The sequence below is a fragment of the Curtobacterium sp. MCLR17_007 genome, assembly GCF_003234655.2.
Taxonomy (GTDB): Bacteria; Actinomycetota; Actinomycetes; order Actinomycetales; family Microbacteriaceae; genus Curtobacterium.
On sequence record NZ_CP126271.1, the window covers coordinates 3,609,648 to 3,629,417 of the forward strand.

The 19,770-nt window shown below is 71.9% G+C and carries 20 protein-coding genes; 12 read left to right on the forward strand and 8 right to left on the reverse strand.

All coding sequences use genetic code 11. From position 1 onward, the window contains the following. Positions 1 to 36 precede the first annotated feature (36 nt). Positions 37 to 474 (forward strand): hypothetical protein, encoded by a 438-nt coding sequence (locus DEJ13_RS17095; RefSeq protein ID WP_111106033.1) that lies wholly within the window; start codon positions 37 to 39, stop codon positions 472 to 474. On the opposite strand, the gene DEJ13_RS17100 is transcribed toward DEJ13_RS17095, so the two are convergent. The 3 genes from DEJ13_RS17100 to DEJ13_RS17110 are packed head-to-tail and all read right to left on the reverse strand — an operon-like array spanning position 437 to position 3,455. Next, a complete protein-coding gene (locus tag DEJ13_RS17100) occupies positions 437 to 1,594 on the reverse strand; it encodes a PP2C family protein-serine/threonine phosphatase (RefSeq protein ID WP_111106034.1) in 1,158 nt (385 codons plus the stop codon). The genes DEJ13_RS17095 and DEJ13_RS17100 overlap by 38 nt on opposite strands. Further along, positions 1,591 to 2,343, reverse strand: a complete 753-nt coding sequence (locus DEJ13_RS17105) for a ThuA domain-containing protein (protein ID WP_111106035.1) — start codon at positions 2,341 to 2,343, stop codon at positions 1,591 to 1,593. Before DEJ13_RS17105 ends, DEJ13_RS17100 begins: the two co-directional genes overlap by 4 nt. 2 nt (positions 2,344 to 2,345) lie before the next feature. Continuing rightward, entirely contained in the window at positions 2,346 to 3,455 is a 1,110-nt protein-coding gene (locus DEJ13_RS17110; protein WP_258374023.1) for a Gfo/Idh/MocA family protein, read from the reverse strand. A gap of 243 nt (positions 3,456 to 3,698) precedes the next feature. Here DEJ13_RS17110 and DEJ13_RS17115 point away from each other — a divergent pair, with 243 nt between their 5' ends. Beyond that, on the forward strand, positions 3,699 to 4,157 hold the full coding sequence (locus tag DEJ13_RS17115) for a DUF3817 domain-containing protein (RefSeq protein ID WP_111106036.1): 459 nt from the start codon (positions 3,699 to 3,701) through the stop codon (positions 4,155 to 4,157). 208 nt (positions 4,158 to 4,365) lie between these two features. Here DEJ13_RS17115 and DEJ13_RS17120 read toward each other — a convergent pair whose 3' ends face one another. Continuing rightward, the gene (locus DEJ13_RS17120; protein WP_111106037.1) at positions 4,366 to 6,576 is read right to left on the reverse strand and encodes an NADP-dependent isocitrate dehydrogenase; all 2,211 of its coding nucleotides are present in this window, start codon (positions 6,574 to 6,576) and stop codon (positions 4,366 to 4,368) included. Positions 6,577 to 6,718: 142 nt separating this feature from the next. On the opposite strand from DEJ13_RS17120, the gene DEJ13_RS17125 reads away from it, so the two are divergent. After that, positions 6,719 to 8,416 carry a cation:proton antiporter gene (locus DEJ13_RS17125; protein WP_111106038.1) on the forward strand — a complete coding sequence of 566 codons (1,698 nt, stop codon included), beginning with the start codon at positions 6,719 to 6,721 and terminating at the stop codon, positions 8,414 to 8,416. A gap of 36 nt (positions 8,417 to 8,452) precedes the next feature. Here DEJ13_RS17125 and DEJ13_RS17130 read toward each other — a convergent pair whose 3' ends face one another. Next, complete coding sequence (locus DEJ13_RS17130) at positions 8,453 to 8,947, reverse strand: hypothetical protein (protein ID WP_056121163.1); 495 nt, start codon at positions 8,945 to 8,947, stop codon at positions 8,453 to 8,455. Between the two features lie 102 nt (positions 8,948 to 9,049). Here DEJ13_RS17130 and DEJ13_RS17135 point away from each other — a divergent pair, with 102 nt between their 5' ends. Genes DEJ13_RS17135 through DEJ13_RS17145 form a run of 3 tightly spaced genes read left to right on the forward strand, consistent with a single transcriptional unit; the run spans position 9,050 to position 12,029 of the window. Next, on the forward strand, positions 9,050 to 9,709 hold the full coding sequence (locus DEJ13_RS17135) for a TMEM175 family protein (protein WP_111106039.1): 660 nt from the start codon (positions 9,050 to 9,052) through the stop codon (positions 9,707 to 9,709). Positions 9,710 to 9,762: 53 nt separating this feature from the next. Further along, positions 9,763 to 10,707: a M23 family metallopeptidase gene (locus tag DEJ13_RS17140; protein WP_111106040.1), complete on the forward strand. Its 945-nt coding sequence runs from the start codon at positions 9,763 to 9,765 to the stop codon at positions 10,705 to 10,707. Positions 10,708 to 10,763: 56 nt separating this feature from the next. Further along, positions 10,764 to 12,029, forward strand: coding sequence for a hemolysin family protein (locus DEJ13_RS17145; RefSeq protein ID WP_111106041.1), 1,266 nt, complete (start codon positions 10,764 to 10,766; stop codon positions 12,027 to 12,029). A 107-nt stretch (positions 12,030 to 12,136) separates the two neighbouring features. Here DEJ13_RS17145 and DEJ13_RS17150 read toward each other — a convergent pair whose 3' ends face one another. Continuing rightward, positions 12,137 to 12,976, reverse strand: coding sequence for an oxidoreductase (locus DEJ13_RS17150; protein WP_111106042.1), 840 nt, complete (start codon positions 12,974 to 12,976; stop codon positions 12,137 to 12,139). An 87-nt stretch (positions 12,977 to 13,063) separates the two neighbouring features. On the opposite strand from DEJ13_RS17150, the gene DEJ13_RS17155 reads away from it, so the two are divergent. From DEJ13_RS17155 to DEJ13_RS17165, 3 genes are all read left to right on the forward strand, one after another. Next, the gene (locus DEJ13_RS17155; protein WP_056121156.1) at positions 13,064 to 13,945 is read left to right on the forward strand and encodes a helix-turn-helix transcriptional regulator; all 882 of its coding nucleotides are present in this window, start codon (positions 13,064 to 13,066) and stop codon (positions 13,943 to 13,945) included. Positions 13,946 to 14,048: 103 nt separating this feature from the next. Further along, positions 14,049 to 14,723 carry an SAM-dependent methyltransferase gene (locus DEJ13_RS17160; protein WP_111106043.1) on the forward strand — a complete coding sequence of 225 codons (675 nt, stop codon included), beginning with the start codon at positions 14,049 to 14,051 and terminating at the stop codon, positions 14,721 to 14,723. 163 nt (positions 14,724 to 14,886) lie between these two features. Continuing rightward, positions 14,887 to 15,369 carry an FBP domain-containing protein gene (locus DEJ13_RS17165; protein ID WP_111106044.1) on the forward strand — a complete coding sequence of 161 codons (483 nt, stop codon included), beginning with the start codon at positions 14,887 to 14,889 and terminating at the stop codon, positions 15,367 to 15,369. 72 nt (positions 15,370 to 15,441) lie between these two features. On the opposite strand, the gene DEJ13_RS17170 is transcribed toward DEJ13_RS17165, so the two are convergent. Then, positions 15,442 to 16,428 carry an aldo/keto reductase gene (locus DEJ13_RS17170; RefSeq protein ID WP_056121149.1) on the reverse strand — a complete coding sequence of 329 codons (987 nt, stop codon included), beginning with the start codon at positions 16,426 to 16,428 and terminating at the stop codon, positions 15,442 to 15,444. A gap of 32 nt (positions 16,429 to 16,460) precedes the next feature. On the opposite strand from DEJ13_RS17170, the gene DEJ13_RS17175 reads away from it, so the two are divergent. Both DEJ13_RS17175 and DEJ13_RS17180 read left to right on the forward strand, forming a co-directional pair. After that, positions 16,461 to 16,988 carry an acyl-CoA thioesterase gene (locus DEJ13_RS17175; RefSeq protein WP_056121147.1) on the forward strand — a complete coding sequence of 176 codons (528 nt, stop codon included), beginning with the start codon at positions 16,461 to 16,463 and terminating at the stop codon, positions 16,986 to 16,988. Positions 16,989 to 16,997: 9 nt separating this feature from the next. Continuing rightward, positions 16,998 to 18,554, forward strand: coding sequence for an FAD-binding oxidoreductase (locus DEJ13_RS17180; RefSeq protein ID WP_111106045.1), 1,557 nt, complete (start codon positions 16,998 to 17,000; stop codon positions 18,552 to 18,554). Between the two features lie 127 nt (positions 18,555 to 18,681). On the opposite strand, the gene DEJ13_RS17185 is transcribed toward DEJ13_RS17180, so the two are convergent. Next, positions 18,682 to 19,068 (reverse strand): hypothetical protein, encoded by a 387-nt coding sequence (locus DEJ13_RS17185; protein ID WP_111106046.1) that lies wholly within the window; start codon positions 19,066 to 19,068, stop codon positions 18,682 to 18,684. A 93-nt stretch (positions 19,069 to 19,161) separates the two neighbouring features. On the opposite strand from DEJ13_RS17185, the gene DEJ13_RS17190 reads away from it, so the two are divergent. After that, positions 19,162 to 19,746: a YdeI/OmpD-associated family protein gene (locus tag DEJ13_RS17190; protein WP_111106047.1), complete on the forward strand. Its 585-nt coding sequence runs from the start codon at positions 19,162 to 19,164 to the stop codon at positions 19,744 to 19,746. The last annotated feature ends 24 nt before the right edge of the window (positions 19,747 to 19,770 follow it).

Consider the following 19,770-nt stretch of genomic DNA (forward strand, 5'->3'; position numbering starts at 1 on the left):
GGCGCTCGTCAGGCACGGTGTCCTACGGTTCCCGGCATGGACGGATGGCGGAACCCGGTGCGCTGGGCACGGACGGGGCGGTGGCTCCTGGTGCCGATCGCGGTGCTCGACTGGTTCGCGCTCGTGCCCCAGGGTGCCTTCGTCGCCGCGTTCGCCGTCGCGGTGGTCGGGCTCGCGGCCGTCGCCGCTGCGCTCGTCGTGCGGATGCTGCGCGGCCGCCGCGGTGCGATGGCCGCACTCGGCGTCGTGATGCTGCTCGGGGGACTCGCCTGGTTCGTCCTCGACCCGTTCCCCGGGTCCTTCCCGCTGATCGACGCCTGGTGGCCGGACGCCGTCACACAGCCGCAGCACGTCGGCAGCGCCTACTGGCAGCTGGCCGGGCTCGGCATCGAGCTGTGCGCGTTCGGGCTGCTCGGGACGCTGCTGGTCGCCGCGCTCACCCGACCGGTCGGCGGGTCAGCACCGCGACGGTGACGTCGGCGTCCGGCGCCGTCGGCAGCAGCGCCAGGGCACGGTCCGCGAAGTCCGGGCCCGCGTCGACGGCGAGCGTGGCCACGGCGTCGATGTCCGGGAGACCGTCGAGTGCGAACACGCCGTCGGTGAAGAGCACGAGCCGGTCACCGGGCTCGAGGGTCCCCTCGACGTGCGTGCGCGCCGACCCCCGCTGCAGGCCGATCGGCAGGTCGAGCGTGCGCAGGACCGTGTGCGTGCCGTCCGCACCCAGGTGCAGCGCCAGGCCGTGCCCCGCGTCGACGAACACCATCCGTCCGGTGTCGGGTTCGACCCGCACCTGGAACAGCGACCCGACGGCTCCCGACGCGGCGAGGTCGTCGCCGATCTGGGTCTCGAGCGCCGGACCGTCCGACCCGAGTTCGACGTCGGTGCGCGCCACGACGGCCGACCTGATCGTCGACGCGAGCAGGGCAGCCGCGCGACCCGCAGCCGACACGGACCCGATCGTCAGGCGCAGCGTGCCGTCCGCGGCGAGGCGCCAGTCGGCGACGTCCCCGGATGACTCGCGTGCCGACGTCACCACCTGCAGGTCGTGGCCGGGGACCTCGACCGGGTCGGGCGTCATCCCGGCCAGGACCCTGCGGACCCGGTCCAGGTCCATCGCGTGTCCGAGCTCGCGCTCCGCCCAGCGCGCCAGGTCCGTCAGGAGCTCGAGTTCCTCGGCGGACAGGTCGCGGGGCTCGGCGTCCATGATGCAGAGCGTGCCGACCTGCGTCCCGTCGGGCATCGACAACGGGGCGCCCGCGTAGAAGCGGATGCCCTGCTCGCGGACCGCCGCCATGTCCTTGAACCGCGGGTCGAGTGTGGCGTCGCGGACCGTCACCGGGCCGTCGTGCATGACGGTCACCGAGCAGAAGACCTGGTCGGACGGGGCACTGCCCCCCTGCTGCCACCCCTGCGTCGACTGCGCGGTGACGACGTCGTGGTGCACGAGGTTGAGGAAGCTCAACGGGACCCCGAACGCCTGCTGCGTCATGCGGGTGATCCGGTCGAAGCGCTCCTCGGGACCGCTGCCGAGGATGCCGAGGGCCTCGACGGCAGCGGTCCTGCGGGTGGAACTCTGATCCGTGGTGGTGGTCACCCGTCCTGTCTACCCGCACCCGGAGCCAGGAACCAGTCCCGAGGGTGGGGGTCGGCGCTCAGTGTCCGGCGGGGCGTCGTCGGGGCTGCCCAGCCGGCCGCGTTCGCCAGGACCCGCTGGATGTCGGCGTGGTGGTACACCGGGTACTCCTGGTCGCCGGGCGAGAAGTAGAACACCCGTCCGCGACCGCGGCGGTAGGCGACACCGGAGCGGAAGACCTCGCCGCCGGCGAACGTCGACAGGAAGACCTCTTCGTCGGGTCGGGGGATGTCGAAGTACTCGCCGTACATCTCCTGCCGGTCGATGACGATCGGGTGCGGCACGCCCTCGGCGATCGGGTGCTCGGGCGCCGTGGTCCACACCAGCTCGCGCTCCCCGTCGTTGCGCCACTTCAGCGAGCACGTGGTGCCCATCAGCCACTTGAAGGGCTTCGAGTAGTGCCCGGAGTGCAGCACCACGAGGCCCATGCCGGCGTGGACGGCGTCGACCACGCGCTGCACGACCTCGTCGGCGACCTGGTCGTGCGCGACGTGCCCCCACCAGAACAGGACGTCGGTGGCGTCCAGGCGTTCCTGCGTCAGCCCGTGCTCGGGCTCCTGCAGCGTCGCGGTCGTGACGTCGGCATCGGGGTGGTGCTGGCGCAGCGCGTCCGCGACCACGGTGTGGATGCCGTTCGGGTAGTGCCCGAGGACGATCTCGTCCCCGCGGCTCTCGTGCACGTTCTCGTTCCAGACGACGATGTTGGTCACGCCTACACCTCCACTTCGTGCCCGGCAGCCGCGGACGCGTAGATCGCGTCGACGACACGGCTCCGGTGCAGTGCGAACTCCCCGTGGTGGCCGTCGTGCAGGCCGCTCCGGATCGTCGCGATGAACTCCTCGATGACGCGCTGGTGGTGCCCGGACGGCACCTGGACGGCGGGACGGGTGACCGTCGGCACGCCCTGCTCGTCCGAGTACAGCGTCACGGTGCCCTCGGTCGCGTAGTCGCGGACGAAGAGGCGTGCGCCGCCGGTCGACCCGAGCAGCTCGACCTCGATGTCCTCGGCGTCCTTCGAGTAGCTGGCCCACGAGGCCTGCAGCTGCAGGCTCGACCCGTCGTCGAAGCGCAGCAGGGCGCTCGCGAAGTCCTCGACGTCGAACGGGCGACCGGTCGCGGCGGAGACCGGCGTGCGGGCACTGCCACCACGGCCGGCGCTGCCGAGCTCGTTGTACGCCACGGCGCTCGCCGTGACCACCCGGGGTTCGCCCATCAGGTGCAGCGCGATGTCGAGCACGTGGGAGCCGAGGTCGATGAGCGGACCGCCGCCCGCCGTCTCCTTGTTCGCGAACCAGCTCTGGATGCCGGGGATGCCGGCACGGCGCAGCCAGCTGGCACGGGCGTGGTAGACGTGGCCGAGCGGGTCGCCCTGGGCCAGGTGGTTCGCCAGGAACTGCACGTCGGCGCGGCGCCGGTGGTTGTAGGCGACCTCGAGCACCCGGTCGTTCTCGACCGCGGCGTCCACCATCTCCTGCGCCTGGTCGCCGGTCGTGGCGAGGGGCTTCTCGCAGAAGACGTGCTTGCCCGACGTCAGCGCGGCCACCGCGATCGGGTGGTGCAGGGAGTTCGGCACGCCGATCGACACGATGTCGAGGTCGTCGCGGGCGACCAGGTCCTGCCAGTCCTCGTACCGGTTCGGCACGTGCCGGGACTCGGCGAGCTCCGCCAGGCGGGCCGGTTCCTGCCCCGCGAGTGCCACCACCTCGACTCCGGGCAGGGCCGTGTAGGCATCGAGGTGGGTGGTCCCGGCGAACCCGAGCCCCACCACCCCGACTCGGAGCGTGCGGGTCGGATCCGTCGTCGTGTTGGTCGTCATCGACATGCCTCCGACGCTACCCGAGGCTCGGGTCGAATCGATACGACCTCCGGCGTGTCATCGCCTCCGCGCGTCGCGAGGTCGCACGACGCGTCGCGCACGTCCCGCGACGTCGCGCACCCTGTCGCCCGCGTGCTCGACGGCCGGCGGAACGTGCGACGTGGGCCGATGACGTGCGGCTCGTCGTGCGGCGCCGGAGCCCTGCCCGAGCGCGGAGCATTCCCAACCACGGTCCGGGACGATGGACGCATGACGCCTCGATCCCTGTTCCGCGCACTGGCGGTCGCCGAACTCGTGACCTGGACGATGCTGCTGGTCGGCATGCTCATGAAGTACGCGATGGGCCTCGGTGACCTGCCCGTGCGGATCGGCGGCAGCGTGCACGGGTTCGTCTTCCTGGCGTACCTCGTGGTGGCCACGGTCGTCGCAGTGAACCAGCGCTGGTCGTTCGGCGCCACGGTGCTCGCGTGGGTCAGTGCGATCGTGCCCTACACGACGCTGCCGTTCGAGCTCGGGGTCGCCCGCCGCGGCATGCTCGACGGTCCCTGGCGCCGCTCGGGCGACGGCGGTCGTCACCCGGGGTTCCTCGACCGACTGCTCTTCGCCGTGGTCGCGCACCCGTTCGTCGCCGCGCTGATCGGCGTGGTCCTGGTCGCACTCGTGTTCGCCGTCCTGCTGACGATCGGTCCGCCGGTCCCGTCCCGCTGACCGCAGCGCGCACGCTCGGCCAACCGTCGCATCCACCTCCTGAGGTTCCACGACTCGCCGCTCAGTTCCGCCCCGGTTCCGCAGACGACCGGTGCGGGCGCTCGAGGTTCCGTAATTACGGAACCTCGAGGTGCGTGAGTGGGCCCCAGGACGGACGGGAGGCCCGGTGCCAGCTGGCACCGGGCCTCCCGTTCGTCGCGTCTCGCGCCTACAGCGCGGCCAGGACCGCGTTCAGCGTGGCGGACGGACGCATGACCGCGCTCGTCTTGGCGTCGTCCGGGCGGTAGTACCCGCCGATGTCGACCGGCGAACCCTGTACGGCGACGAGCTCGTCGACGATCGTGCGCTCCTGCTCGCCGAGCTGCCCGGCGATCTCGGCGAAGGCCGCCGCGAGCTCGGTGTCCTCGGTCTGCGCCGCCAGTTCCTCGGCCCAGTACTTGGCCAGGAAGAAGTGGCTGCCACGGTTGTCGATCGTGCCGATCTTGCGACCGGGGGACTTGTCCTCTTCGAGGAAGGTGCCGGTCGCACGGTCGAGGGTCTCGCCGAGGATGCGTGCGCGGGCGTTGCCCGTGACGCCGGCCAGGTGCTCGAGGGAGACCGCGAGCGCCAGGAACTCGCCGAGGCTGTCCCAGCGCAGGTAGTCCTGCTGCACGAGCTGCTGCACGTGCTTGGGCGCGGACCCGCCGGCGCCGGTCTCGAACAGACCCCCGCCGCCCAGCAGCGGGACGACCGACAGCATCTTGGCCGAGGTGCCGAGCTCCATGATCGGGAACAGGTCGGTGAGGTAGTCGCGCAGGACGTTGCCGGTGACCGAGATGGTGTCCTCGCCGCGGCGGATGCGCTCGAGTGAGAAGCGCATCGCGTCCTCGGGCGACATGACCTCGATCTGCAGACCCTCGGTGTCGTGCTCGCCGAGGTACCGGTGGACGAGCTCGATGAGCGCCGCGTCGTGCGAACGGGTCTCGTCGAGCCAGAAGACCGCCGGCGTCTGCGAGGCGCGGGCGCGGGTGACGGCGAGCTTCACCCAGTCGCGGATCGCGACGTCCTTGGTCTGGCACGCGCGCCAGATGTCACCCTGGGCGACCTGGTGCTCGATGACGGTCTCGCCGGCGGCGTTCGTGACGCGGACGGTGCCGTCGCCGGGGACCTCGAACGTCTTGTCGTGGGAGCCGTACTCCTCGGCCTTCTGCGCCATCAGGCCGACGTTCGGGACCGACCCCATGGTCGACGGGTCGAAGGCCCCGTTGGCGCGGCAGTCCTCGATCACCGCCTGGTAGATGCCGGCGTAGCTCGAGTCGGGGATGACCGCGACCGTGTCGTGCTCGTCGCCGTCCGGGCCCCACATGTGCCCCGACGTGCGGATCATCGCGGGCATCGAGGCGTCGACGATGACGTCGCTCGGCACGTGCAGGTTCGTGATGCCCTTGTCCGAGTCGACCATCGCGAGCTCGGGGCCCGCGGCGATGCCGTCGGTGAAGGCCTGCTTGATCTCGGCACCGTTCGGCAGCGCGTCGAGCCCGGTGAGGATCGAGTTCAGGCCGTCGTTCGGCGTCAGCCCGGCGGCGGCGAGGTCGGCGCCGTAGCGGTCGAAGACGTCGGGGAAGAACGCGCGGATGACGTGGCCGAAGATGATCGGGTCCGAGACCTTCATCATCGTGGCCTTGAGGTGGACCGAGAACAGGATCCCCTCGTCCTGCGCGCGCTGGATCTGTGCGCGGAGGAACTGCTCGAGCGGCCCCACGTGCAGGACGGTGCCGTCGATGACCTCGCCGGCGAGGACCGGGATCGACTGCTTGAGGACCTGCGTGCTGCCGTCGGTGCCGACGAACTCGATCGTCAGGGTGTCGTCGGCGGGGGCGACCCATGTCTTCTCGTTGGAGCGGAAGTCGTCCGCGCCCATCGTGACGACGTTCGTCTTCGAGTCCGGGCTCCACTTGCCCATGCGGTGCGGGTGCTTGCGGGCGTAGTTCTTGACCGAGAGCGGCGCGCGACGGTCGGAGTTGCCCTCACGCAGGACCGGGTTGACAGCGCTGCCCTTGACCTTGTCGTACCGGGAGCGGGTGTCGCGCTCGTCGTCGGTCGTCGGCTCGTCCGGGTAGTCCGGCAGGTCGTAGCCCTGCGACTGCAGCTCTGCGATCGCGGTCTTGAGCTGGGGGATCGAGGCCGAGATGTTCGGCAGCTTGATGATGTTCGCCTCGGGGGTCTTGGCGAGGTCGCCCAGTTCGGCCAGCGCGTCGTCGAGTCGCTGCTCGTCGGTGAGCCGCTCGGGGAACAGCGCGATGATCCGGCCGGAGAGGGAGATGTCCCGGGTCTCGACGTCGACGCCGGCAGTGCCGGCGAACGCCTGGATCACGGGCAGGAAGGAGTGGGTGGCGAGGAACGGCGCCTCGTCCGTGAGCGTGTAGATGATCTTGGCCATGCTGGCGGGTACTCCCTTGTTCGCGCGTCGGTGGCTCCACGCTACTCGCGGTGAGCATTATCTCGACATCAAGATACATGGGCTGTGGACGAGCCTCCCGAGATGCCGACCTGTGGAAGCCGGAGGGTGCCACCCTGGGGACATGACAGATCCCCTCGTCGTCGGGCTGGTCGGGCTGCTCGTGATCGCGGGTGCCGCTCTGGTCGGGCCGAAGATCGGTGTCGCCGCGCCCCTGGTGCTCGTCGCGGCGGGCATCGTCGCGAGCCTGGTGCCGTGGATCCCGGACGCCGAGATCGACCCCGAGTGGATCCTGGCCGGCGTCCTGCCACCCCTGCTCTACGCGTCGGCGGTGTCGATGCCGACGATGAACTTCCGCCGGGAGTTCGGTGCGATCAGCGGGCTCTCCGTCGCGCTCGTCGTCGGCAGCTCCCTCGTGCTGGGGCTCTTCTTCGCCTGGGTCGTCCCGGGCCTGGGCCTGGCGTGGGGCATCGCGCTCGGCGCCATCGTCAGCCCGACCGACGCGGTGGCGACGTCGATCGTCAAGCAGACCTCGGTGTCACGCCGGGTCATCGCGATCCTGGACGGTGAGTCTCTGCTCAACGACGCGACGGCGCTCGTGCTGCTCCGGACCGCCATCGCCGCCGGTGCCGCGTCGTTCTCGTTCTGGGGCGCGGTGGGGGACTTCGCCTACGCGGTCGCCGTCGCGGTCGCGATCGGGCTGGTCGTCGGCTGGCTGAACCTGCGCGTCCGCGCCCGGGTGACGAACGCGACGGTCAACACCGCCCTGTCCTTCGCGGTGCCGTTCGCGGCGTCGATCCCCGCCGAGGGCCTGCACGCATCGGGCCTGGTCGCCGCGGTGGTCGCCGGGCTCGTTACGGGCATCCGGGCGCCGCGGGTGCTGCCGCCGACGCACCGGCTGTCGGACGCGCAGAACTGGGGGACGGTGTCCTTCGTGCTCGAGGGCGCGGTCTTCCTGGTGATGGGCCTCGAGCTCGCATCGATCGTGGCCGACGTGCAGCGCGACCACGCCGGCATCGTGCCGGCGCTGCTCATCGCCCTGGGCGCCCTCGTCCTGACCGTCCTCGTCCGGGCGGCGTACGTCGTCCCGCTGCTGTGGGGCCTGTCGCGGAGCGCCGACCGACAGGCCCGACTGCAGGGCCGGCTCGAGGAGTACCGCTCGGCCGACCGCGCGGCGACGAGCGCCGCCCTGCAGGAGCACCGCTTCGGCAACCGACAGCCGAGCGAACGTGACCTCGAACGCTTCGGCGCCCGGATCCGTCGGGTCCTCGCCGACATCCGGTACTTCTCGGCGGCTCCCCTCGGGTGGCGTGAGGGCACGGCGGTCGTGTGGTCGGGGATGCGCGGCGCCGTGACGGTCGCCGCCGCCCAGACCCTGCCGGACGGCACCCCGCAGAAGTCCCTGCTGGTGTTCGTCGCGTTCGCCGTCGCCGTGCTGTCGCTGCTGCTGCAGGGCGGCACGATCGGCCCGCTCCTGCGGCGGATCAGCCCGCCGCGGTCCGACGACACGGCGAAGGACCGCGAGGAACGCCGCCGTCTGATGGAGGTCATGCGGAGCGCCGCCGAACAGGTCACCGCGGCGAGCGCCGAGCCCACGGCGCCGCGCACGCGCGAGGAGCTCGAGGCCACCGACCCGGCGGAGCTGCGGGCGTGGTTCGGCCGCGAGAAGACCCGGCGACTCCAGGTGCTCGACGCCCAGCGGTCCGCGCTGCTCGACGCCCGTGACGACGGCGTGTTCGACGCCGACGTGCTCGAGTCGGTGCTCGGGAACCTCGACGCCGAGCAGATCGCGCTCGAGCTGCGCGGCGGACCGGCCGGCTGACGGGCACGGGCCGGTGGGGACCCCAGCCGGTTCGGTTCAGTGCCCGATCGTGATCCGGAAGACCCGCACACCCGCGGCCTGCAGCGCCGCCAGTCCGAGCCGCAGCCGCATCGTCCGGAACGGTCGCCGGAACCCGGACGGAGCCGATGCGGCCCCGATCTGGTGGAGGACCTCGGACGTCAGGGTCCGCTCGAGCTTCGGGACCAGGCGGGTCGCACCCGACACCGTGATCACGATGCGGACCGCGTGCGGCGTGAGCAGGGGTCCGATCAGGTCCGCCGCCTCGTGCGCGCGGTGGAAAGCCGGGTCGTTCCCCGGACGTCGGATCGCGATGACGGCGAGCTCGGCGTCACCCGTCTCGGACGGGTCGGGCAGGTCGTCGACACCGATGACCCGCATGCGTGCCGCGTCGACACCGGCGCGGACGGCCGCGACTCGGAGCACCGGCAGGAGTTCCTGCGTGCCGGCGAGGACGACCTCGGCGTGCTGCAGGTCGATCGGCTCGTGGCGTTCCCGGGGCGTTCGGGCCATGAGGGGGTCCTTCCGCTCGTTCGTCGTCCCGACAGTACTGATCGGCGGCTGACCGGGCCGGTCCACCCCGAGACCGGCCCGGTTCGCCCCTAGGCTGGCGCCATGGCACGGGTGCTGCGGACGGACCGGGGGCTCGACCGGCTCGTGAACTTCTCGGACGCGACGGTCGCGATCGCGATCACGCTGCTGCTCCTGCCGCTGGTCGACGTGGCGAACGACATCGACCGGATGTCCCTCGGCGCGCTGCTCAGCGAGAACGTCGGCAAGCTCATCGCCTTCGTCGTCAGCTTCGTCGTGATCTCGCGGCTGTGGTTGTCGCACCACGGCCTGTTCGAGGCGACCCGCTCGTACTCGACCACGGTCATGCGTGTGAACTTCGTCTGGTTGGCGAGCATCGCGTTCCTGCCCTTCTCGTCCAACCTCATCGCGCAGACCACCCACGACCGCGGCGTGAACGCGCTCTACATCGGCACGATCGCGCTCGCGAGCCTGAGCATGACGGCGATGCAGTGGACGATCTGGCGGGACCCGGAGCTCATCCGTCCGGACGGTCGCGGCATGGTGCACCCGGTGGACGGCACGGTGACGTTCATCGCCCTGGTGGTGGCGCTGGTCGGCGCCGTGATCGTGCCTGCCGGGGGGCCGTTCTGGCTGTTCCTGCTGGTGCCGGCCGGCTGGGTCTCGACGGCGCTGGAACGCCGGCTCCATGCGGATGACGGGTGGGCAGCGACCCCCCACGAGGACGACACCGGCGACGTGTGACCCCGTCGAGGGGCTGTACAACCGGACAGCTTCGTGCAGAATGGTCTGCGGCCATGACGATTCCCAGCGACGCAGACCAGCAGCACGCCACCCCGACCGTGCACCTGTCGCGTCGTGCTGCCCTCGAGGCGGAGCGCGCCGCGGCGAAGAAGCCGAAGCCCATCGTCACGAAGGCGACGAAGCCCGTCGTCTCGAAGGCGACGAAGAAGACGAAGCCCATCGTCACGAAGGCGACGAAGAAGCCGAAGCCCGCCAGCGCAGCCCCGACCACCCGCTTCACCCGCACCCCGCGCCGCACCGTCACCACCCGCCCGAGCCTGCGGCGCACCAGCCGGCTCACGCTGACCAGCGCCGCGGCCGCCGTCGCGATGTTCGCCGCCTCGGCCATGCCCGCGCACGCCACGGTCGGCACGTCGAGCGCCACGTCGACGCTCGCCCCGGTCGTCCGCACGCAGGACTACGCCGTCACGCAGGCCGTCGCGACCGCCACGACCTCGCGGGACGGCTTCACCATCGGCGGCGGCAACAAGGTCGTCACGACCGACCCCGATGCCGCGGTCGTGTACGGCGGCGAGGTCCGGTCCCCGTTCCCCGCTCCGGTGCGCATGAGCTCGGGCTTCGGGTGGCGCTCGGCCCCGTGCGCGGCGTGCTCCTCGCAGCACCAGGGCCTCGACTTCAACCCCGGCATGGGTGCGCCGATCGGTGCCGTCGCCGCCGGTACGGTCCGCGTCTCGGGCACGTACTTCTCCTACGGCAACGCGGTCATCATCGACCACGTGGTCGACGGCCGGAAGGTCTCCACGCTCTACGGTCACATGATCCCGGGGTCCTCGCCGGTCACGGTCGGCCAGCGGGTCGAGGCCGGCGAGTTCATCGGCAGCGTCGGCTCGTCGGGCGTCTCCACGGGCGCGCACCTGCACCTCGAGGTCCTGATGGACGGCACACTGCCGGTCGACCCGCGCGCGTGGATCGAGTCCCACACCGGACGCCCGCTCTAGCCTCCTTCCCAGCACCTGCGGGCTGATCACCCAGCCGACCTGTGCAGGATCACAGGGTGGACACCTGGATCGCCTTCGCCCTCGTCGTCGTCTTCGTGCTGGTCGGCGGGGTGTTCGCGGCAGCCGAGATCGCCCTGGTGTCGCTCCGCGAGTCCCAGCTCCAGCAGCTGGAGCGCCGTGGCAGCCGCGGTGCACGGGTGGCCGCGCTCGGCCGTGACCCGAACCGCTTCCTGTCCGCCGTGCAGATCGGCGTGACCGTCGCCGGCTTCTTCTCCGCCGCGTACGGTGCGTCCTCGATCGCCCCCGACGTGGCCCCGCTGTTCACCGGGCTCGGGCTCGAACGCGGTGCCGCCGAGGCCGTCGCCCTGGTCGCCATGACCCTGGTCATCGCCTACCTGTCGCTCGTCTTCGGCGAACTCGTGCCGAAGCGCCTGGCCCTGCAGCGTGCCGAGGGCTTCTCGATGGCCGTCGCCCCGACGCTCGACCGGTTCGCGGTCCTGATGCGGCCCGCCATCTGGGTGCTGTCGAAGAGCACCGACGCCGTCGTGCGGCTGCTCGGCGGCGACCCCGACGCGCGCAGCGAGTCGATGAGCACCGAGGAGCTGCGCGGACTCGTCTCCGACCACGACGCGATCGACGAGCAGGGGCGCCGCATCGCCCGCAGCGCGCTCGACGCCCACGACCGGATCCTGCGCGAGTCCATGCGGCCCTGGTACGACGTCGCGACGCTCGACGGCGCACAGAGCATCGCCGAGGCCACCGACCGCGCGCTCGACCTCGGGCACACCCGCTACGTCGTCACCGACGGCTCCCGTGACGGGGTGACGGGCTTCGTGCACCTGCGCGACCTGCTCCGACCCGAGGACGCGACGGCCGAGATCCGGTCGGTCAGCCGGTCGATCGTCGCCTTCCCCGAGACGAAGTCCCTGTCGAGCACCATCGCCGAGATGCGCACCTCCGGCGCCCAGATCGCGCTGGTCGTCGACGAGTACGGCGGCAGCGCGGGCATGGTCACGCTCGAGGCACTGCTCGAAGACCTGGTCGGCCCGATCCGTGACGAGTACGACGCCCCAGTCCGTGACACGGGCGACGTCGACGGCGCCACGGTGCTCGAGGACCTGGTCGCCGACGGCGGACCGGCCCTGCCGGACGGCGACTACGAGACCGTCGGCGGACTGGTGCAGGTGCACCTGGACCGCGTCCCCCGGGTCGGCGACGTGGTCGAGGTGGGGGACCACCGCCTCGAGGTCACCCGCATGGACGGCCACCGGGTGGCCCGCGTCGCCGTCACCGCCACGACGGAGCGCGTCGTCACCACCTGACCCGCGTCACCACGTGATCCGCGTCACCACGTGATCCGCGTCACCACGTGACGGACTGGAGGCCCGGTGCCAGCTGGCACCGGGCCTCCAGTCCGTCTGTGCGAGCGTCAGAAGTCCGTGCCCCGACTCACCGACTCCCACGCGTCCACCTCGGAGCGGAGCGCGTCGAGCGCGGCTCGGAACCCGTCGGACGCGTCGTTGCCGAGCAGCAGCATGAACGGCGTCGCGTCGGACTGGACCGCGGTGATGAGCGCCTGCGCCGCCTTCGCCGGGTCGCCGGGCTGTGTGCCGTGGGCGGTGTCGTGCTCGATGCGCCGCTTGCCGGCGGTGTCGGCGTAGGCCTCGATCGGCGTGGCGGACTGGGTCAGCGAGCGCCCCGCGAAGTCGGTGCGGAAACCCCCGGGCTCGACGACCATGACGTCGATGCCGAGCGGCGCGACCTCCTTGCGGAGGGAGAGCGACAGGGCCTCGAGCGCGGCCTTGACCGCCGCGTAGTAGCCGGAGCCCTCGGGCGAGATGCGGGCGCCGATCGAGGAGATGTTCACGATCGTGCCGGTCCCGCGCGCTCGCATCCACGGCAGGACGGCGCGGATCAGCCCGGTCGGGCCGTGGACGTGGGTGTCGAAGAGCGTCCGGACGGCCTCGGGCTCGCCCTCCTCGACCGCGGCGCGGTAGCCGTACCCGGCGTTGTTGACGAGGACGTCGACGCGGCCGAACCGCTCCTCGGCAGCGGCCACGGCGGCCGTCACGGCGTCGGGGTCCGTGACGTCGAGCGCCAGGGCGAGCGCGCGGTCGGGCGCGGTGTCGGCGATGTCCTGCACGCGGGCGGCATCGCGGGCGGTGACGACGACGGAGCCGCCGGCGGCCAGGACGGCCTCGGCGAACGCGCGACCCAGCCCGGTCGAGCAGCCGGTGATGAACCAGGTGGTGTCGGAAGTGGTGGTCATGCGCCCATGCTGCCGCTGTGCACGGGGGCGAGACGGGGCACGGTGGTACCTGCCTGACGTCAGGCACCAGGACGTAGCCTTCTCGGCATGGGTATCGACGTGCGCAACGAGATCCGCGACTTCCTGTCCTCCCGGCGGGCGCGGATCACGCCGGACCAGGCGGGCATGCCCTCGTTCGGCGGCGGGGTCCGGCGGGTGCCGGGGCTGCGTCGGCACGAGGTCGCGATGCTCGCCGGTGTCAGCGTCGACTACTACACACGGCTCGAACGCGGCACGCTCAAGGGCGTCTCGGACAGCGTGCTCGAGGGCCTGGTCGGCGCACTCCAGCTCGACGAGGACGAACGGACGCACCTGTGGGACCTCGCCCGCCTGGCGAACTCGGGCGTGAAGACGATGCACCGGACCATGCCGACCCGGATCCGCCCGGGTGTGCAGCGACTGCTCGACGCCATCACCGGCGCGCCGGCGTGGGTGCGCAACGAGCGCGGTGACGCCCTGGCGGCGAACGAGCTCGGCCGGGCGCTGTACGCACCGATGTTCGCCGGCCCGGGCCGTCCGGTGAACTCCGCGCGCTTCACGTTCCTCGACCCGGCGGCGCGGACCTTCTTCGTGGACTGGCCCCGGACGGCGCGTGACTCGGTCGCGATCCTCCGGGCGGCCGCGGTCGCGAACCCCTGCGAGCCCGGGCTCGTGACGCTCGTCGGCGAACTGTCCACCCGCAGCGAGGAGTTCCGCACGTGGTGGGCCGAGCACGACGTGCGTCTGCACCGCAGCGGCAAGAAGCGGCTCGACCACCCCGTCGTCGGCGTGCTCGAGCTCGACTACGAGGCGCTCGACCTGGTCGCCGACCCCGGCCTGACCATGTTCACGTACAGCGCCGAACCCGGCTCCGAGTCCGAACGGTCGATCGCACTGCTGGGCAGCTGGGCCGCCACGGAGCGCGCCGAACAGGTCGCGGCCGAGGCCTGAGCGCGACCGACGGAATGCCGACGCCGAACGACGACCCCGATGTCGTACGACGTCGGAGATGTCGTCGCGGCGCCGCGGATCGACGCCGCCGTAGGCTGACCGCGTGAGCACCCCCGGCGCCGACACCGACCACCGCGCCGAACCCGCGTTCGCCCGCGCGGTCGCCAAGGCCCTCGGGGAGGCTCGGACCGTGCTGGCCCTCGGCGCCGGCAGCGTCCAGTACCTCCCGAACGCCGTCGACGTGACGACCGTCGAGGACCCGACTGCCCCGCTCCCTGCCGCGGACGCCGCCGTCGCCGCCTTCTGCGTGCAGGACTGGTCAGACCCGGAGCGCGTGCTCGCCGAGGTCCGGCGCGCCACCACCGGCCCGGTGGTGGTCCTGACGCGGGACCCCGCGCGGATCGCCGAGCACTGGCTGGCGGAGTACGCCCCCGACGTCACGGCCGCCGACGCGGCGCGCCACCCCATGCTCGACCGCATCGCCGCGGCGCTCGGCGACGAGGTCACGACCACCCGGCTGCCGGTCCCGTTCACGAGCGTCGAGCGGTTCGCCGAGGCGTTCTACGCGCGGCCGGAGCGGCTGCTCGACGCCGACGTGCGCCGGGCCGACCCGGCCTGGGGACTGGTCGACGAGATGAGTGCCCGGCGCTCGGTCGCCGCGCTCCGCAGCGCGCTCGAGACCGGCGCCTGGGACGACCGGTACGGGCACCTGCGCGTCCAGCCCGCGTACGACGGGTCGGTCGCGCTCTTGACAGCGGGTCCTAGGCTGACCTCGTGAGCAATCGTCCCCAGGAGGTCGTCGGCGTCCACGCCGGCATCAGGGCCTGACGCCCCCGGCTGTGTCGTCCGACACGGCCGCGCTCGTCGACCCCCCTCCCGGAAGCGCCGTCCGGCGCGACGCCCGTGGGCGCCCCGGACGGCACCACAGAACGGTTCACACCATGCTGCCCATCAGCGAGACCACCATCCGCACGTCCTTCGTCAACGCCTCGCGCAAGGAGACGAGCGACGTCACGCTGCCCGCCGGCTTCGACACGATCGTCTGGGACGACCTCGACTACCTGGGCTGGCGCGACCCCAAGATCGGACGGCGCGCGTACGTCGTCGTGCCGACGCTCGACGGCGGCCTGGTCGGGATCCTGTTCCGCCAGGCCGAGGCGTCGCCTCGCTCCCGGGCCCAGTGCTCGTGGTGCCAGGACGTGCAGCTGCCGAACGACGTGGTGTTCTGGAGCGCCAAGCGCTCCGGCAAGGCGGGCCGGAACGGCAACACCGTCGGCACCCTGGTGTGCGAGGACTTCCAGTGCTCGCGCAACGTCCGGAAGACCCCGCCGTTGGCCTACGAGGGCTTCGACGTGCAGGCCGCACGCCTGCGGCGCATCGAGGACCTGCAGGTGCGCGCGGCGGGCTTCGCCGCCGAGGTCTGACCCACACCCCAACACGGACGGGAGGCCCGTGGCGGGGTCGCCACGGGCCTCCCGTCCGTCTCCTGGTCGGTTCTACCGGCCGATGCTCGACATGTCGGGGTAGCGGTCGCCCGACGGGGCGGGCAGCGCCGACAGACGCTCGACCTGCTCCGGGGTGAGGGTGAGGTCGGTGGCGCCGACGTTCTCCTCGAGTCGGCTGACGCGCTTGGTGCCCGGGATCGGGACGACGTCGTCGCCCTGCGCCAGCAGCCAGGCGAGGGCGACCTGGGCGGGCGTGCCGCCGACCTCGTCCGCGACGTGCTTGACCTCGTCGACGATGCGCATGTTCGTCGCGAAGGCCTCCTCCTGGAAGCGGGGGTTGTCGAGGCGGAAGTCGCCGGAGTCCAGGTCCGAGGGCTTCGTGATCGCTCCGGTCAGGAACCCGCGGCCGAGCGGCGAGTACGGCACCAGGCCGATGCCGAGTTCGCGCAGGGTGTCGAGCACGTCGCCCTCGGGGTCGCGGGTCCACAGCGAGTACTCGCTCTGCAGGGCCGTGATCGGGTGGACGGCGTGCGCCTTGCGGATCGTCGCGGCACTGGCCTCGGACAGGCCGATGTGGCGGATCTTCCCCTGCTGGACGAACTCGGCGAGCTGGCCGATGACGTCTTCGATCGGGACCTGCGGGTCGACGCGGTGCTGATAGTACAGGTCGATGTGGTCGGTGCCGAGGCGGCGGAGGGAGCCCTCGAGCGCCTCCTGGACGGACTCGGGGGCAGAGCTGATGCCACGCTGCGTCGCCGGCTCCGCTTCGCCCGGCTGGTGGGTGATGAGGCCGAACTTCGTCGCGATGACGACGTCGTCGCGGCGGTCGGCGAGGGCTCGACGCAGGAGCTCCTCGTTCGTGTAGGGACCGTAGGCCTCGGCGGTGTCGAAGAGGGTGACGCCGAGGTCGATCGCGCGGTGGATGGTGCGCACCGACTCGTCGTCGTCCGTGCCGGCGCCCGTGTAGAAGGCGCTCATCCCCATCGTCCCGAGGCCGAGGGCGCCGACGTGGAGGTCACTGAGCTTGCGTGTCTGCATGCATCCCGGTCTACTCGTGCTGTGATCAGAGCGTGAACCTGTACTTCCGGCTGCTGCTCCTGCGTCTCCGGACCCGGCGAGCGCGCCGCCTGTCGCTGTGGGACGAGGCGAGGACGCCGTTCCGCGTGGTGCCGACCGACCTCGACCCGCTGCGGCACGTCAACAACGGCAAGTACCTGTCCATGCTCGACCTGGGCCGGATGGACCTGATGCTCCGCTCCGGGTTCTGGCAGTCGCTGACCGATCGTGGCTGGTACCCGGTCGTCGCCGCGCAGACGATCACGTACAAGCGGTCGCTGACGCTCGGGCAGCGGTTCGAGCTCGTGACCCGCGTGCTCGGGGTGGACGACCGGGCCGCGTACATGGAGCAGACGTTCGTGCGGCGCGGGTCCGTCGTCGCCCGTGCGGTGGTGCAGGCACGCTTCCTGCGGACCAGTGGCGGCACGGTGCCCTCGGCGGAGTTGCTCGACGCCCTCGGCGGGGCCCCGGCGGACCGGGAGCTGCCGGCGTGGGTGCACGACTGGGCCGGAGCCGTCCGCATCAGCTCGACGGAGGCGTAGACAGGTTCCGTGAGCGAACGACCGTCGAGCAGCACCACCCGCAGGAGACTCATCGCCGGGGGAGTCGGCCTGGGACTGGCGGGGGTGCTCGCCGCGTGCAGCGGACCCGCACCGAAGCCGTCGGGGTCGCCCACGTCCGCACCGTCCGACTCCACGCCGTCCGGATCCGCGTCGCCGTCGTCGGGCGGGACCGGTCCGACCACCTGGGACGCGTTGGCCGCGGCCGTGTCCGGCACGCTGCTCAGATCCGGCTCGCAGGGATGGGACGGTGCCCGCGTGCTCGAGAACCCCCGCTACGACGACGCCGACCCGCAGGGCATCCTCCGCGTGGCGGACACGGACGACGTCGCCGCGGGGTTGGCGTTCGCGCGGAACACGAACACCCCCGTGGCACTCCGCGCCGGCGGTCACTCGTACACGGGGTGGTCGGCCGGCGGCGCCGCGGGCACGGACGTCCCCCGGTCGCTCGTGATCAGCACCGCGGACCTCGACGGTGTCCAGGTGTCCGGCGACTCGGTGACGGTGGGCCCCGGCGCACGGCTCGCGGACGTCTACGCGACCCTGGCCGATGCCGGACGTGCCATCGGCTCGGGCTCCTGTCCGACGGTCGGCATCGGCGGCCTGACCCTCGGCGGTGGCGTGGGGGTGCTCGTCCGCTCGTTCGGGCTCACCGCCGACCAGGTGACCGCCGTCACGATGGTCACCGCGGACGGGACCGTGCACGAGACGTCCGCGTCGTCGGACCCGGACCTGTTCTGGGCCAGCCGTGGCGGGGGTGGCGGGACGGTCGGCGTCGTGACGTCGATGACGCTGCGGACGCAACCCGCGCCTCCCGTGCTGCTCTTCACCGTCGTCTTCCCCTGGTCTGCCGCTGCGGCGGTCGTGCGTGCCTGGCAGGCCTGGGCGCCCCGGGCGGACCCGAAGCTGTGGTCGACCCTGAAACTGCTGGCCGGGTCGCGACACAGCACACCGACCGTGACCGTCACGGGAACGTGGACCGGCGAGAAGTCGGGCGCAGACACCTCCGTCGACGGTTTCATCGCGTCCGCCGGGGTGACTCCGACGACGCACACCGCGACGGAGCTCAGCTACGGCGCTGCGATGGCGCAGCTGGCGGGGAAGCCGCAGCGGGTGTCCGAGGCGGCGACGTCGTCGATCGGGACCACGGCGCTGTCCGACGCGCAGATCGACGTGCTGGTGCAGCAGGCCGCGGGTGCGTCCGACGTCTCCGGGATGCAGGAGGGCGGTGTCGCGCTCGACGCCCTCGGCGGGGCCGTGGCCGACGTCGGGCGAACGGACACCCCGTTCCCGTGGCGGTCGGCGCTGTGCACCGTGCAGTACACGGCGGTGTTCGCGAACGGCAGCGACCCGGCGCCGTTCGACCGGTACGTGCGCGGGTTCCGCTCGGCGATGCGTCCGGCGTGGGGCGATGCGGCGTACGCGAACTACTGCGACGCCGCGATCACCGACCCGTCGGCGTACTTCGACGTCAACACCTCACGGCTGCACCGCATCGCTGAGCAGGCCGATCCGCACGGGGTGTTCGCGCAGCCGCACTGGGTCTGAGCCGCGGCGCTGATGCGGGCGCGGGCGGAACGGCACTGCACGCCGGAACGGACACAGCACCACGGGATCCCGTGGTGCTGTGTCCGTTCTGCGGTGCGGTGCGGGCTGCACGCCCGCGCGCTGTGGCTCAGCCGCGGCGGAAGTAGCCGTTCGACGCCGGCAGGAACATCAGGACCGTCGCGATGATGACCGCGATGAGGCCGATGGTGCCGAGGATCGTGAACGAGGCAACGCCGAACAAGACCTGCAGGATCGCCAGGACCAGCAGCACGATCCGGGCCCAGTTGCGGCCATCGCGCATGCGGAAGACGATGAACAGCTGAACCAGCGCGATGACGATGCCGATAATGCCGCCGGCCACAGCGATGCCGCCCATGTTCTGAGCCTGGACCTGCGTGGAAGCAGAGCTGGAGAACAGGGCGACGACGCCGCCGATCAGGCCCAGCAAGACGGTGATCAGCCAGAGGAAGAACGAGACGGTGACCGCGGTCGGCCGCCCAGAAGATGCGCTCATGGTGTGTGTTCCCTTCGTGGTCCCTGTGGACCGGATGTGACAGAAGGTAGTCGTCGGCGGCCCGGTTCGTCCGCGACGACCTACGATGTGCGCATGGTGGCACCGGAGCTGGTCGTCCTCGACGCCGATGCCTGGCGTGCCTGGCTGGTCGCGCACGAGGACGAACCCGACGGCGTCTGGCTGGTGCTGGCGAAGAAGGGCACCACCGAGCCGACGAGGCTCACCTACGCCCAGGCGCTCGACGAGGCGCTGTGCTCGGGCTGGATCGACGGGCAGAAACGCTCGCGTGACGCGGCCACGTTCCTGCAGCGGTTCACCCCGCGCCGGAAGGCCTCGCTGTGGTCGGAACGGAACATCGGCCTGGTCGCGACGCTGACCGCCGCGGGCCGGATGCGCGACCGCGGACAGGCGGAGGTCGACCGGGCGAAGGCGGACGGACGGTGGGACCGGGCGTACGCGGGCGCGGCGAGCGCCACGGTGCCCGAGGACCTGCAGACCGCGCTCGACGCCGACCCCGCGGCGGCCGCCCTGTTCGCGGACCTGGACGGGACCAACCGGTACGCCGTGCTGCACCGGGTGACGACGGCCCCGAGCCCCACCGCCCGCGCGAACCGCATCGCCAAGCTGGTCGGGATGCTCGGACGCGGCGAGACGCCGTACCCGCGACCCGAGCGCTGACCCGGGGGACAGGTGTGGATGCTC

Coding starts and splice junctions, on each gene's coding strand:
- DEJ13_RS17095 (WP_111106033.1), top strand. CDS start 37: ATGGACGGATGGCGGAACCCGGTGCGCTGGGCACGGACGGGGCGGTGG.
- DEJ13_RS17110 (WP_258374023.1), bottom strand. CDS start 3,455: ATGTCGATGACGACCAACACGACGACGGATCCGACCCGCACGCTCCGA.
- DEJ13_RS17115 (WP_111106036.1), top strand. CDS start 3,699: ATGACGCCTCGATCCCTGTTCCGCGCACTGGCGGTCGCCGAACTCGTG.
- DEJ13_RS17120 (WP_111106037.1), bottom strand. CDS start 6,576: ATGGCCAAGATCATCTACACGCTCACGGACGAGGCGCCGTTCCTCGCC.
- DEJ13_RS17125 (WP_111106038.1), top strand. CDS start 6,719: ATGACAGATCCCCTCGTCGTCGGGCTGGTCGGGCTGCTCGTGATCGCG.
- DEJ13_RS17130 (WP_056121163.1), bottom strand. CDS start 8,947: ATGGCCCGAACGCCCCGGGAACGCCACGAGCCGATCGACCTGCAGCAC.
- DEJ13_RS17135 (WP_111106039.1), top strand. CDS start 9,050: ATGGCACGGGTGCTGCGGACGGACCGGGGGCTCGACCGGCTCGTGAAC.
- DEJ13_RS17140 (WP_111106040.1), top strand. CDS start 9,763: ATGACGATTCCCAGCGACGCAGACCAGCAGCACGCCACCCCGACCGTG.
- DEJ13_RS17150 (WP_111106042.1), bottom strand. CDS start 12,976: ATGACCACCACTTCCGACACCACCTGGTTCATCACCGGCTGCTCGACC.
- DEJ13_RS17155 (WP_056121156.1), top strand. CDS start 13,064: ATGGGTATCGACGTGCGCAACGAGATCCGCGACTTCCTGTCCTCCCGG.
- DEJ13_RS17165 (WP_111106044.1), top strand. CDS start 14,887: ATGCTGCCCATCAGCGAGACCACCATCCGCACGTCCTTCGTCAACGCC.
- DEJ13_RS17170 (WP_056121149.1), bottom strand. CDS start 16,428: ATGCAGACACGCAAGCTCAGTGACCTCCACGTCGGCGCCCTCGGCCTC.
- DEJ13_RS17185 (WP_111106046.1), bottom strand. CDS start 19,068: ATGAGCGCATCTTCTGGGCGGCCGACCGCGGTCACCGTCTCGTTCTTC.
- DEJ13_RS17190 (WP_111106047.1), top strand. CDS start 19,162: ATGGTGGCACCGGAGCTGGTCGTCCTCGACGCCGATGCCTGGCGTGCC.